The organism is Mycobacterium avium subsp. avium, from assembly GCF_009741445.1.
Taxonomy (GTDB): Bacteria; Actinomycetota; Actinomycetes; order Mycobacteriales; family Mycobacteriaceae; genus Mycobacterium; species Mycobacterium avium.
Genome location: NZ_CP046507.1, coordinates 1,760,181 through 1,772,469, shown reverse-complemented (window position 1 = coordinate 1,772,469; position 12,289 = coordinate 1,760,181). Strand labels below are relative to the sequence as shown.

Below are 12,289 nucleotides of genomic sequence, written 5' to 3'. Positions count from 1 at the left end.
GGCACCGGCGTTGCCGAGCCGATCGCCGCGGCGCCCGCAGTCGCGGCGCGGTTATCCGGGCACGTGCGGAATTCGGTGTCGGGTCGCGCGCAAATCGCGGTGGCAAGTCTCAATTCCGGGGCGCGCGAGGCTTGGCAGATCGGCGAAGCCGAATTCCGGCCCCCACAGTTCAGGGCTTCGAATTCACGCCGGAGTGTTACCGCTGGAATACAGCTTGAAGTTGCGGGTCATCGGAACGACGGGATTGCCGGTGCCCGAGGCCGCGGCGCGCTGCCGGGCGCGGTAGGACGGGTGGCGACGCATCGCTTCACTGCGTTCACGCTCGCGGCGCTGAGCGGCGGCCCATAGCGGATGGGACTGAAGGAAAATAACCGTGCCTTCTGATGTATTCGCCACGATCGTCACTCCTCTCAGCACCACTCGCAAAAGCCGGGACAGTGGTTATCGGATCGTGATTCCAGAATGCCCGCCGAATCCTGAGACCAAACCATCCGCCAGGATGAGAATTGGCCGTGAATTCGCATATGCGCAATCCGGTGCCACTGCCCGCCGCCGTCCATGCCGGCCGGACCGAACGATAGCGACGACCACCGACATTTAGGTTTAGTGGGCGTCCGCGGACGGCCGAGGCCACCGACCGGAACACCTGGTGATTCCTGATTTTTGAGTGGTCGTCCGCGGCGCGTCTCAGGTGCCGACCGGTGTCCCTGTTCGGGAACTTGGAGCCGCTCGGGAGCGGACTTCTGCTTGCGGAATGTCTGGGCCATGCCCGTCGGAGCCGGGGACTGACCTGGATCCGTCGAAAGGATGTGCGTGGAACTGATTTTGGGTATCGACGTGGCGTGCCGGGCTGCTCATCAAGCATCGCTGGCCCGTCCCGATGGGACGTATGTGTGGACCGGACGAAAGTTCTTCACCCGGCCCGCCGACCTCGAAAAGCTCTGGAAAGTAATCGGACTCAGCGAGCAAGACACCGTGCGGGTGGTGATGGAGCCCACCCGCAACGCATGGGTTCCGCTGGCATCCTGGTTTCGTCATCACGGCGCCCGGATCTCGATGGTGCCCACCACCCAGTCAGCAGACCTGCGCGCCTACTACTCCAAGCACACCAAAAATGACCATCTGGACTCCAAGCTGTTGGCCCGGTTGCCCTTGCTGCATCCAGAGGGGCTGCGTGACCACAGCGGCGACGGGCCCGGCGAACCGCTGCGGCGCCTGGTCAAGATCCGCTCCTCGATCGTCAAGCGCCGCACCGCAGTCTTCCAGCGCCTTGACGCCCAGCTCGAGCTCCTCGGTCCAGCCTGGTACGACGCGCTGGGATCCAACTATGGCAAGGCCGCGCTGGCACTGCTGGCCCGCTACGCCGACCCGCACAGCCTGATCCGTCTCGGCCATGCCCGCCTGACCCGCTTCCTGATCCGCCACTCCCGCGGCGCCTGGCGCGAACCACACGCCACCCTGCTGTTGACCGCCGCCCAAGAATCGCTGCAGCTATGGGGATCTGGCGCTAATGCCCGCATCGACTTCGCCGAACTGGCCGCCGACATCGCTACCGAAGCCGAGCAAGCCCAGATGCTCACCGAGCAGATCGACGACCTCGACGAGCGCGCCGCCAACCTCTACGCCGAGGCCGACCCGCGCGGCATCATCGCCTCAGCACCCGGCGTCGGGCCCGTCACCTGTGCGGTCATCGCCGGCCGCATCGGCGACCCGCACCGGTTCCACTCCCTAGCCGCCATCCGCGCCTACTCCGGCCTCGTCCCCAAGGTCAACCAGTCCGGACAAGCAGAACAGCGCCACGGACTCACCAAAGCCGGTGACCCGCTGCTGCGCGAAGCCCTCTTCGCCGCCGCTGACCAAGCCCGCAAGAGCGACCCGCAACTGGCCGCGAAATACAAACGCCTGATGAGCACCGAGCGCCACCACGATTCGGCGATCTGCCACATTGCCACCATCCTGCTCACCCGCATCGCCACCTGCTGGCGCGCCGGAGCGCACTACGTGCTGCGCGACACCGACGGACGACCCATCACCTTCGAAGAAGGACGCCGCATCGTCCGCGCCCACCACACCGTCGACAAGAAGACTCGCATCAACGCTGCCTCCAAGCGCTACTCCCAGCGCCAAAAAGGCAGGACGGGCCGGGAACAACAGGAGTCGCTACGCGCTCCAATTCACCGGCCCGTCCACCCCAGCATAAAACCCACCGAAGTAGCTTGACTCCCCTTAGGAACTCACATTTGCCGTTTCGAATCCGCGCCGGCGGGCTGCTAGGGTCCCTTGCTTATGCCGGAGATCGATCGCCGCCGCATGATTGTGACCACCGGAATCGGAGTGCTGGCAGCGGCGCTGCCGAACCCGAGAGCCGGGGCCAGTCCGGCCCCGCCGCCCGCGGCGCCCAGCGGCCAATCCGGGACCTACCTCTTCCAGGATGAGTTCGACGGTCCGGCCGGCTCGGCGCCGGACGCGTCCAAATGGGCGGTGGCCAAAGCCCGCGAGACGATTAAGGATCCGACTTACTGGGAACGCCCGGAGAACATCGGGCAGTACCGCGACGACCGCCGCAACGTCTTCCTCGACGGCAAGTCCAACCTGGTGCTGCGCGCCGCCAAGGACGGCCCCACCTACTACAGCGGCAAGGTGCAGAGTCTGTGGCGCGGCGGCGTCGGCCACACCTGGGAGGCCCGGATCAAACTGGACTGCCTGACCGCCGGCGCCTGGCCGGCTTACTGGCTGGGTAATGACGACCAGGGCGAAATCGACGTCATGGAGTGGTACGGCAACGGCAACTGGCCCTCGGCCACCACCGTGCATGCCAAAGCCAACGGCGGCGAGTGGAAGACCCACAACATCGCGGTGGACAGCGCCTGGCACACCTGGCGATGCCAGTGGGACGAGGCCGGCATCCGGTTCTGGAAGGACTACGTCGACGGCGCGCAACCGTACTTCGACGTGCCCGCCAGTTCGCTGCCGGATTGGCCGTTCAACGGCCCGGGCTACACGGTTTTTCCGGTGTTCAACCTGGCGGTGGCCGGGTCCGGCGGCGGCGACCCCGGCCCGGGCAGCTATCCCGCGGACATGCTCATCGACTGGATCCGCGTCTGGTAGCAATGCCCGCCGGCGCCGTCAGTGCGTCAGCAGCGCGGCCGCGCTCCACGCCCGGCGACCCGGACGGCGCGGATCCGGCTGCGGCAGCCAGCCGAGCGGGCGCATCACCAGCGGCAAGCGCCGCAGCCGGCGGGCCGCCGAATACAGCGCCTCCACCTGGACCGTTCGCCAACCCAGGTTTTCGAAATAGGCCAACCCGTTGTCCGGGGCGAACTTGAACGGCGCGTTGGCCAGCATGCCCGCCATCTTCTTGTTCATCATCTTCTTCAGGCCGGGTCCGGCGAAGTCGAGCATCCACCAGCGGACCTCGGGCCGCTGCAGCGCCGCCGACAGCGCGGACACGTCGCTGTCGTCCAGATACATCAACAGGCCCTCGGTGAGCACCAGCGCCTTGGTCGCACCGTCCAGCGCCTCGTTCAAAAACGCGTCCCGGGCGACCCCGTCGGCCAGGTCGACTGCGGTTCGGGTCAACCGGCAGCGCGGCACCTCGTCGGCGAGGACCTGCGTCTTCTCGGCGAGCAACGCCGGCAGGTCCGCCTCCACCCAGGTGAGATCGGGCGGCAGGTTCAACCGATACGGCCGGGTGTCCAGCCCGGCGGCCAGGTTCAGCACCCGGTCGCAGCCCTGGGCGATGGCCTCGGCGATGGCGTCGTCGATGATCTTGGTCCGCGCGACAAGCCACCACCCGTTGCGCGTCGTGCGCGGCACGTGGTCGACGATCGCGCGGCCGTGGTCACCGGCGAGACGTTCGGCCAGCGGGTCACAGAAAATCGCGTCGGGCCGCGCGGATTCGGTGGCCCGGTGCAACGCCGTCCAGCGCGCCGTGTCGGAAACATGGGTGATGGTGTGCCCTGGGCCTGACATACGTGCGTTATAGCAGTACGGCGGCGGCGCTACTGACCGGCCCTGCCGCCGGCCAGCCAGGCGGCGGTCACCGTGCGGGTCGCCGGCGGCGGCAGCACTGCGTCCGGCGCCCCGAGCCGGCCGACCTTGACGGTCCACGCCGGTGCCGAGCGGTCGATGCAGGAGCCGCGGCCCTGGCTGGGCTGCCACAGCACGGCCAGATCCGAACCGGCGCCGCCGCATCCGTAGACGCCGACGTACCCGTCGGCCCGCCCGCCCCACGCGCCGCCGTTGCGCAGCAGGCAGCGGGTGCCGTCGTCGAGGGTCAGCGCGAACGGGTCCGGGTCGGCGGGCGCGCGCACGGGTGCCAGCTGCCCGTCGAACGTCACCCGGTGCATCTGCCTGTCCCACGGATTGTCTACGCACAGAAGGGATCCCGGCGTGGACGGCCAGCAGGTGCCGGCACCGGCGGCGCTCGGCGAACAGTAGTAGACGTTGTCGTCGACCGCCGACGGTGACGGTTGCGAACACTCGGATGCGTGCCCGACGCTGTCGGGCCCGGCCGCCACCCGATAGCCGTTGATGGCTTGGCCGTCCGGCCCGACCGCCACGACGGTGATCACCTGGGTGGGTGGCGGATCGGCCGCCGCGGATCCCGCCGGCAGGAACAGCGCCCAGGCCAGGACGGCGATGGGGACCAGGGCAACTCGCGACACGTTCACCGGCGAACCCTTTCGACAGCCCCCTGCCGTGCAGGGTAGTGCGTGCCGGACGTGGTTGGGATCGGTAGCCGCCGGCCGGGCTTGCACTGGGCGCAACGACGGCGCCACTCCGGCGCCGCCCCTCACGAAAGGAATCTCAATGAGCGTGTCAAGCGGTGAGGACGCCCGGTGAGTGCGTCAGGCAGCTGCCACGGTTGGTTGCTGGGGTTGCCAGGTTCTGTTGTCGCGCAGCAGTGCCCACAGGACGTCGACGTGGCGGCGTGCCAGGGCAAGCAGGGCCTGGGTGTGGATATGGTTCTCGGATCGTTTGCGGTCGTAGAAAGCCCGCGAGGGACCTTCGATCTTGAGGCTGGACAGGGCGGCGAGGTAGAACACGCGGCGCAGGCGCCGGTTGTAGCGCTTGGGCCGATGCAGATTGCCGGTGATACGGCCGGAATCGCGTGGGACGGGTACCAATCCGGCGAACGATGCCAGTCGGCCGGGGTTGGTGAAGGCGGCCATGTTGCCGCCGGTGATTACGAGGAACTCAGCGCCCAGGTGTGGCCCCATGCCGGGCATCGACTCGATGATGGCGGCGCTGGGATGCTCACGAAATTTGTTGGTGATTTGCTTATCGATGTCCTTGATCTGCCGATCCAAGTCCAGCAGCCGTGCTGCGAGTTGCTTGATGAGCGCGGCGGTTCCGGCTTCGCCGGGAAGGGTGATTATCTGGCCTGCTGCCGCGGCGAGCGCCTTGTCGGCGATCGTGTCGATGTTGTTGGGCCATGCCCGGTTTTTCCGAAGGTGCTTGATCACGCCAGCTCTTTTTGCCGACCGGATTTCGCCCGGAGTGCACATAGCGGATACCAGGATCAACGGCGCGCGGGTGGAGTAGTCGAACGCAGCTTCCAGAGCAGGGAAGATGGCGGTGAGCATCGAGCGCAGCCGGTTCACGCCTCGCACCCAGTCAGCCATCAGATCCGACCGGTATGCGGTCAGCGACCGCAATTCGGCAACCAGGTCTTCGCCGGGTACGACCGGGGACAGATCTCGTCGGTGCCGAGCGGTTTCGGCGATTACCCGCGCGTCTTTGGCGTCGGTCTTGCCTTCGCCGCGGAACGCATGACTCATCGTGTTAACCGTGCGGCCCGGCACATACACCACCTCGGCTTTCGCGCTCAGCAGTACGGCGATCAGCAGCGCCGCCGGCGGCGAGGTCAAATCGATCGCCCACACCACGTGGTTAGCAATCCGGCCGCCCTGGGCGATCAGGTCTTCGATCGCGGCCTGTTCGTTCGGGATTTTCTTCGACCACACCACCTTTCCGGTGTCATCGATCGCGCACGCATGATGAGTGGACTTACCGACGTCGATACCCACCCACACTCGGTCGGGTTCGGCCATACCGCTACTCCTGTCGTCGCAGTCCCCGCGGACAACCCCGCCAACAGGTCCTTAGAGCAGCGTCATCGAGTACGCGTCAGATCTCAATCAGTGGCCAGGACCGTCCAAAACGGCAGGGCGGCCATTCCTTTCAAGCAACAACCGTTGCAACAACACATTAGCCACACCCCACCGTCCTGGGCATCCAGGACATCCAATCCCAGACCCCTTCAACCCTAAGGAAGCCACCAATGAAGATCGTGCCCGCCAGCATCGAAGAACAGATCAACCGCGTGGATCGGCAGCGCAGCCTCTACATCGGGCTCGGCGCCGGCGCCGTGGCGGCGTGGAGCGTCTTTCGGCTGTTCTGGCTTCTCTACCTCGGGATGACATTCGGCTGGCTGTTCGGCGCGATGGTCTTCCAGGTGGTGTTGTGGGGGGTGATCGGCGTGGTCGCCGGGATTGCGGCAATCGGGTTCCTGAGCCGCTACACCAAGGGGTCGTAACCGACCAACCGGCGACGAGAGTCGGCGAATGTGCTTGCAGTTCACTAACTCTCGTCGCTGCGGCGACTGGTCTACAGCTGCGCCCAGACCGATTTCGTCTTCAGGTAGATCTCCAGGCCCTCTTTACCGAACTCGTGGCCCCAGCCGGACTGCTTGTATCCGCCGAAGGGCACGTCGTGGTCGAACACCAACTGGCAGTTCACCTGGACGCTGCCCGCCTGCAGCCGCTTGACGATCCGGTGGGCGCGGCCCAGGTTCTCCGTCCAGGCGGTGGCGGCCAGGCCGTAGGTGGTGTCGTTGGCCATCGCCACCGCCTCGTCCTCGTCGTCGAAGGGCAGGATGGCGACCACCGGACCGAAGATCTCCTGCTGGTAGAGCCGCATGCCGGGGTCCACGTTGGTGAGCACCGTGGGGTGCACGAAGTAACCCTTGCGGTCCAGCCGGTAGCCGCCGGTGACCACCTCGACGCCGTCGTTCTTACCTTTGTCGATGAAGCCCATCACGCGGTTCAGCTGCTTCTGGCTGATCAGCGGCCCGCTCACGCAGCCCTCCTCGCTGGGCGCGCCCAGCTTGAACGTGTTGGCCATCATCGCGATGCCCTCGACCACGCGGTCGTACACGCCGCGCTGCACGAAGATCCGCGACCCGCACACGCAGCCCTGCCCGGAGTGCACGAAGATGCCCAGCGACGCCATCAGGATGGCCTTGTCCAGGTCGGCGTCGTCAAAAATCAGCACCGGCGACTTGCCGCCGAGCTCGAGCGTGACCTTCTTCAGGTTGCCGGCCGACGCCCGCACGATCTCCTTGCCGACCTCGGTCGACCCGGTGAAGGCGACCTTTTCGACGTCGGGATGCGCGGTGATCGCCGCGCCCGCGGTGTGGCCGTAGCCGGTCAGCAGGTTGACCACACCCTCGGGAACCCCGGCCTCGTGCACCAGCCGGTCCAGCAGCAGCGCCGACAGCGGCGTCTCCTCGGCGGGCTTGACCAGCAGGCTGCATCCGGCGGCCAGCGCCGGCGCGAGTTTGGCGCTGGCGTTGAAGATCGGGCCGTTCCACGGGAAGATCAGCCCCACCACGCTGTAGGGCTCCTTGAGCGTGTAGGCGTGCATGTTGACGAACGTGTCGGTCGCGATGCCGTCGGTCTTCACGTCGTAGGCGGTGCCGTTGATCTTCGAACACCAGCCGGCGTAGTAGCGGAAGAACTCCGAACACGTCGACATCTGCAGCTGCGCCTGCAGCAACGGCATACCGGTGTTCAGCGAATCCAGCTGGGCGAACTCCTCGGCGTGTTCGTCGATCAAATCCCCGATCCGCCACAGGATCTTGGCCCGCTCCCGGCCCGGCAGCTGCGACCAGACGCCCGACTCGAAGGACGCCTTCGCCCGGGCGGCGGCTTCGTCGACCGCTTCGGCGCCGCAGTCGGTGAATTCGGTGATCTTCTCCTCCGTCGCGGGATCGATGACCGCGATGACGTCACCCGTTCCGGGGCGCTTGCGAATGTCGTCCAATACCGCCTGCACCGTCATCTGATCCCTTTCCTCTGGCGAGTCCTCTGGCGAGCCGTCGCGCCCAGCGCCCGCTGCGCTCGGTGCTGAGCACTTGCTTAGCATTGTGCGCGCTGCGTGGTCAAGCATCCGCCGGGGGTGGCCGGGCTCAGACGCCGACGAGCTCCGGGTGGAACTTGGCCGCCATCCGGCGCATGCCGTCGCGCCAGTCGACCGTGGTGCCGCCGATGAGCTCGTGCATCCGGTCGACGGTGGTCGGGTTGCCGCGCAGCGCGCGCTCGCTCGGCTCGAAGACCGGTTCCCTGCCCACCAGCGAGCCGAGGTAGCCGCACCACTCCTGCAGGCTGACGGTCTGGTCGCCGCACCAGTTGACGGTGGTCGCCGGAACCGACGCCACGTCGAGCAGCTTGGGGATGGTGGCGATGATGTCGTCCTCGTGAATGGGGTTGTAGCGGGCGGGTTCTCCGGGTGGCACCGGGATCGGGATGCCGCTCAGCATCATCTCCATGTGGTAGAACGGCCAGCCGCCGTTGTCGCCGTAGGGGACGTTGAGCCGGGCGATCGTGGTGGGCAGCCCGACGATGCGCGCCACCGACCGGGCGACCACCTCCCCGGCGATCTTGGAGATGGAATAGGTGGGAAACAGCGGCTTGTGGTTGTCGCCCAGGGCGGAGCGCTCGCTGCGCGGCTCGTCGCCGGGCGGGTCGTAGACCGCGGCCGACGAGCAATGCAGGAAGGCTTTGGCGTTGCGGCAGTGGGCCATCAGCACACCCACCGACTCGGCGTTGGCCGCCAGGTCCTTGTCCCAGCTTCCGCTCTTGGCCACCGCGAGGTTGAGGACGAAATCGAAATCGCTTGGCAGACCGGTGAAGTCGCCGGCGGCCAGATTCACCGTCTGGCACCGGATCCCGGCCTGCTCGAGCCTTTCTCGCGCGGCGGCATCGGTGAAGCGGGCGATGCCCCACACCTCGTTGTCGGCCGCCAGCGCCCGGGCGACGGGGGTGGCGATTTGACCGGTCGGGCCGGTGATCAGGATTTTCGAGCCACGCATCCGCTGATGGTAGCGGGACACGACGTCACCGCAGGGGCGAAAGGCGGGGACTCACAAGCCGGGCTGGTCCTCGATGATGCCCAGCCAGATCTGCGCGACGTCGATGGCCACCTTCTCGCTGATGAAGGCGTGCTGGGTTCCGGTGTAGATGTCGCGGAAGGCCCGCTCCAGCCGGCTGCCCTCGCGGATCGAGCTCGTGCCGGCGACCAGATGCGCCCACTCGGCACAGCCGCGGGCCGTGTCGGTGGCGTAGACGGCGGCCACCCGCATGTCGGCGCGCAGCGCCGGTGTCAGCTCCTGCCCGGCCGCCACCGCCGCCTCGGCGGTCGTGAACGCATCCAGCACCAACAGCCGGGCCGCGCGCCAGGCCGCGCGGTGATGCGCCAGCCCCTTCTGGAAGGTGGGGCGGCTGGCCAGCGACGCCATGTCGCTCATCCGGAACTTGGTCGCCGCCAGCTCCTGCACGTCGTCGAGCATGCTCTTGGCCACCCCCAGCGCCCACGACGCGTGCCCGGCGGCGGTGACGGGCATCAGCCCCATCCGGGTGGCCGGCGAGGCGCCGCGGAACGGCGCCCGGGTGAACAGCTCGAAGGTGCGGGCGGCGGGCACGAACACGTCCCGGGCGCTGTAGTCGTAGGAGCCGGTGCCCTTGAGGCCCTGCACGTACCAGCCGTCGTCGAAGCTGATCTGCTCGCGGGGAATGACGGCAACCCGCATCTCCGGGAAACCCTCACTGATCCAACGCATCTCGCCGTCGTCCATCGGCAGGAACCCGGCGGCGACGTACTGGGAGTGCCCGATCCCCGAGCCGAAGTTCCACGCCCCGCTCACCAGGTAACCGCCGTCGACGGCGGCGCCCTGCCCGTTGGGGAAGAACTGGCCGCCCATGGTGACGTGGTTGTCGTGCGCGGTGAACACCTCGGCGAAGCCGTCGTCGGGCAGATAGGCCGCCGCGGCGAACGACGACGGCAGGTTGGCGATGCCCACCCAGCCGAATGAGCCGTCCTGCCAAGCCATTTCGATCCACGTCTCGATCATCTCGGTGAACGACGGCTCCACCCCGCCGGCTTCGATCGTGTTGAACGCCGACATCAGCCCGCTCGCCCACATCGCGTCGACGATCGCCGGGGTCAGCGTGCGCATCCGCTCCGATTCGGCAGCTTGGTCTTGCACCAGGTCCCGCATCCCGCGGGCCAGGGCGACCACCCGGTCATCGGTGTCGGCGATCGATGTCATGTGGCCCTTCCCATCGTGGCCTCATCGCTGGGTGCGACGGCAGCAGCAGCCTTACGGTAAGCGTTGTGCGGTGGATAGTCGACGGAATGAATGTGATTGGCAGCCGCCCGGACGGTTGGTGGAAGGACCGCGACGGCGCCATGGTCGCATTGGTACAGCGCCTGGACCGCTGGGCGTCGGGCCGCGACGACGACGTCACCGTGGTCTTCGAGCGGCCACCGGCGGCCGTCGTCACCTCGTCGGTGATCGGCATCGCCCACGCACCCCGGGCGGCGGCGAATTCGGCCGACGACGAGATCGTCCGGCTGGTCACGGCCGACCCCGACCCGCCCGGCATCTGCGTGGTGACCTCCGACCGCTCCGACCGCACCCTGGCCGAACGGGTGCGGAATCTGGGCGCCCGCGTGCAGGGGTCGGACAGCTTCCGTGACCTGATCGAGCCGCGGCACCGATGAGTACCGACGCCCCAGTCCCCGCTGCCAACCGGGTCTGCCGCCTGGCACACATCGACATCCCGATCCTCGGCGCCCCGATGACCTACATCGCCGGCGCTCAGCTGGCGGCCGCGGTCTCCAACGCCGGCGCGCTGGGCATCATCGAGACCACGTCTGATCAGGGCCGGGCCGACCTGCGACGGGTGCGCGAGCTGACCGCCGGCGCGGTGGGCGCCAACATCGCGCTGCTGTTCAACCGTGACCCGGCGATGCTGGATTTGCTTGTCGCCAACGACATTCGGTTCGTCACCACCTCGGCCGGGGATCCGGCGCTGTTCACCGATCGGCTGCACGACGCGGGCATCACCGTGTTCCACGTGGTGGGCACGCTGGCGGCGGCAAAGAAGGCCGTCGACGCCGGGGTGGACGGCCTGGTGGTCGAGGGCGTCGAGGGCGGCGGATTCAAGAACCGGTTCGGCGCCTCCACCATGGTGCTGCTGCCGTTGGTGGCCGCCCACGTCGACGTCCCCATCGTGGCCGCCGGCGGGATCTGCGACGCCCGATCGATGGCGGCCGCGTTCGTGCTCGGCGCCGAAGCCGTGCAGATGGGCACCCGGCTGCTCGCCTCCGCGGACTCGCCGGTGCACGTCAACCTCAAGCAGGCGGTCGTCGCGGCCGACGAGACGGCGACCGTCCTGCTCCCCCTCGACGGCAAACGCATGATGCGCGTCATTCGCACGCCCGCCGCGGAGCGGCTGGAGGCCGCGGGCGCCGCCGGCGAGGGCGCCGCGGCGCTGCAACGCGTGCAGCGGCTCTACTTCGAGGGCGACCTGGACGCCAGCGTGGCCAACACCGGCCAGGTGGCCGGGCGTATCCGCGACCTCCCGCCGGCCGCCGACATCATCAAGCAGATGTGGAAAGGCTGCCGCGAGGTGCTGGCGGCCACCTCGGCGCGACTGGACTGGGCCGACGACGCCTAGGTAGCCGTGCCGCTAGCCCGCCGCGGCCAGCGCCGCGTCGTAGTTGGGCTCCTGGGCGATCTCGGGCACCAGCTCGGTGTAGGCGACGTTGCCGTCGGCGCCGACCACCACGATGGCCCGGGCCAGCAGCCCGGCCATCGGCCCGTCGGCGATGGTGACCCCGTAGTCGTCGCCGAAGCTGTCCCGGAAGGCCGACGCGGTCTTGACGTTCTCGATGCCCTCGGCGCCGCAGAATCGCGCCTGCGCGAACGGCAGGTCCTTGGACACGTTCAGCACGGTGGCGCCGGCGCCGGCGGCCCGCTCGTTGAAGGTGCGCACGCTGGTCGCGCACACCGGCGTGTCGATGGACGGAAAGATGTTGAGCACCAACGGCTTACCGCTGAATTGATCACTGGTGACCGGGCTCAGGTCGCCGCCCGTCAGGCTGAAGGCCGGGGCCTTGGAGCCGACGGAGGGCAGCTCGCCGACGGTGTTGATCGGGTTTCCACGCAACGTTATCTGTGCCATGGGGCACAGTCTGCCAAGCCCGCCGCGGCCGTCGT

The 12,289-nt window shown here is 67.9% G+C and carries 13 protein-coding genes; 5 read left to right on the top strand and 8 right to left on the bottom strand.

Annotated elements, in window-relative coordinates:
• Window positions 1-183: 183 nt before the first annotated feature.
• The gene (locus MAA44156_RS08210) at window positions 184-405 is read right to left on the bottom strand and encodes a hypothetical protein (RefSeq protein WP_085988254.1); all 222 of its coding nucleotides are present in this window, start codon (window positions 403-405) and stop codon (window positions 184-186) included.
• 402 nt (window positions 406-807) lie between these two features.
• Here MAA44156_RS08210 and MAA44156_RS08205 point away from each other — a divergent pair, with 402 nt between their 5' ends.
• Entirely contained in the window at window positions 808-2,220 is a 1,413-nt protein-coding gene (locus MAA44156_RS08205) for an IS110 family RNA-guided transposase (protein ID WP_080555769.1), read from the top strand.
• Window positions 2,221-2,286: 66 nt separating this feature from the next.
• On the top strand, window positions 2,287-3,108 hold the full coding sequence (locus MAA44156_RS08200; RefSeq protein WP_011725026.1) for a glycoside hydrolase family 16 protein: 822 nt from the start codon (window positions 2,287-2,289) through the stop codon (window positions 3,106-3,108).
• Window positions 3,109-3,126: 18 nt separating this feature from the next.
• Here the strand turns inward: MAA44156_RS08200 and MAA44156_RS08195 are convergent, their stop codons facing one another.
• From MAA44156_RS08195 to MAA44156_RS08185, 3 genes are all read right to left on the bottom strand, one after another.
• Window positions 3,127-3,972 (bottom strand): class I SAM-dependent methyltransferase, encoded by an 846-nt coding sequence (locus tag MAA44156_RS08195; RefSeq protein WP_011725027.1) that lies wholly within the window; start codon window positions 3,970-3,972, stop codon window positions 3,127-3,129.
• A 29-nt stretch (window positions 3,973-4,001) separates the two neighbouring features.
• Complete coding sequence (locus MAA44156_RS08190; RefSeq protein WP_011725028.1) at window positions 4,002-4,673, bottom strand: hypothetical protein; 672 nt, start codon at window positions 4,671-4,673, stop codon at window positions 4,002-4,004.
• A 177-nt stretch (window positions 4,674-4,850) separates the two neighbouring features.
• A complete protein-coding gene (locus tag MAA44156_RS08185) occupies window positions 4,851-6,056 on the bottom strand; it encodes an IS110-like element IS901 family transposase (protein WP_009974923.1) in 1,206 nt (401 codons plus the stop codon).
• Window positions 6,057-6,286: 230 nt separating this feature from the next.
• On the opposite strand from MAA44156_RS08185, the gene MAA44156_RS08180 reads away from it, so the two are divergent.
• Window positions 6,287-6,541, top strand: coding sequence for a hypothetical protein (locus MAA44156_RS08180; protein WP_009976871.1), 255 nt, complete (start codon window positions 6,287-6,289; stop codon window positions 6,539-6,541).
• 71 nt (window positions 6,542-6,612) lie between these two features.
• Here the strand turns inward: MAA44156_RS08180 and MAA44156_RS08175 are convergent, their stop codons facing one another.
• The 3 genes from MAA44156_RS08175 to MAA44156_RS08165 all read right to left on the bottom strand — a co-directional run bounded on the left by MAA44156_RS08175 (window position 6,613) and on the right by MAA44156_RS08165 (window position 10,333).
• The gene (locus MAA44156_RS08175) at window positions 6,613-8,067 is read right to left on the bottom strand and encodes an aldehyde dehydrogenase family protein (protein ID WP_009976873.1); all 1,455 of its coding nucleotides are present in this window, start codon (window positions 8,065-8,067) and stop codon (window positions 6,613-6,615) included.
• Window positions 8,068-8,194: 127 nt separating this feature from the next.
• On the bottom strand, window positions 8,195-9,097 hold the full coding sequence (locus tag MAA44156_RS08170; protein ID WP_009976874.1) for an NAD-dependent epimerase/dehydratase family protein: 903 nt from the start codon (window positions 9,095-9,097) through the stop codon (window positions 8,195-8,197).
• Between the two features lie 51 nt (window positions 9,098-9,148).
• Entirely contained in the window at window positions 9,149-10,333 is a 1,185-nt protein-coding gene (locus MAA44156_RS08165) for an acyl-CoA dehydrogenase family protein (protein ID WP_009976876.1), read from the bottom strand.
• A gap of 65 nt (window positions 10,334-10,398) precedes the next feature.
• On the opposite strand from MAA44156_RS08165, the gene MAA44156_RS08160 reads away from it, so the two are divergent.
• Both MAA44156_RS08160 and MAA44156_RS08155 read left to right on the top strand, forming a co-directional pair.
• Complete coding sequence (locus MAA44156_RS08160; protein WP_023880045.1) at window positions 10,399-10,788, top strand: NYN domain-containing protein; 390 nt, start codon at window positions 10,399-10,401, stop codon at window positions 10,786-10,788.
• Window positions 10,785-11,747 (top strand): NAD(P)H-dependent flavin oxidoreductase, encoded by a 963-nt coding sequence (locus MAA44156_RS08155; protein ID WP_003876634.1) that lies wholly within the window; start codon window positions 10,785-10,787, stop codon window positions 11,745-11,747. The genes MAA44156_RS08160 and MAA44156_RS08155 overlap by 4 nt, the downstream gene beginning before the upstream one ends.
• 12 nt (window positions 11,748-11,759) lie before the next feature.
• Here the strand turns inward: MAA44156_RS08155 and tpx are convergent, their stop codons facing one another.
• Window positions 11,760-12,254, bottom strand: coding sequence for a thiol peroxidase (gene tpx / locus MAA44156_RS08150; RefSeq protein ID WP_009976879.1), 495 nt, complete (start codon window positions 12,252-12,254; stop codon window positions 11,760-11,762).
• Between the last annotated feature and the right edge of the window lie 35 nt (window positions 12,255-12,289).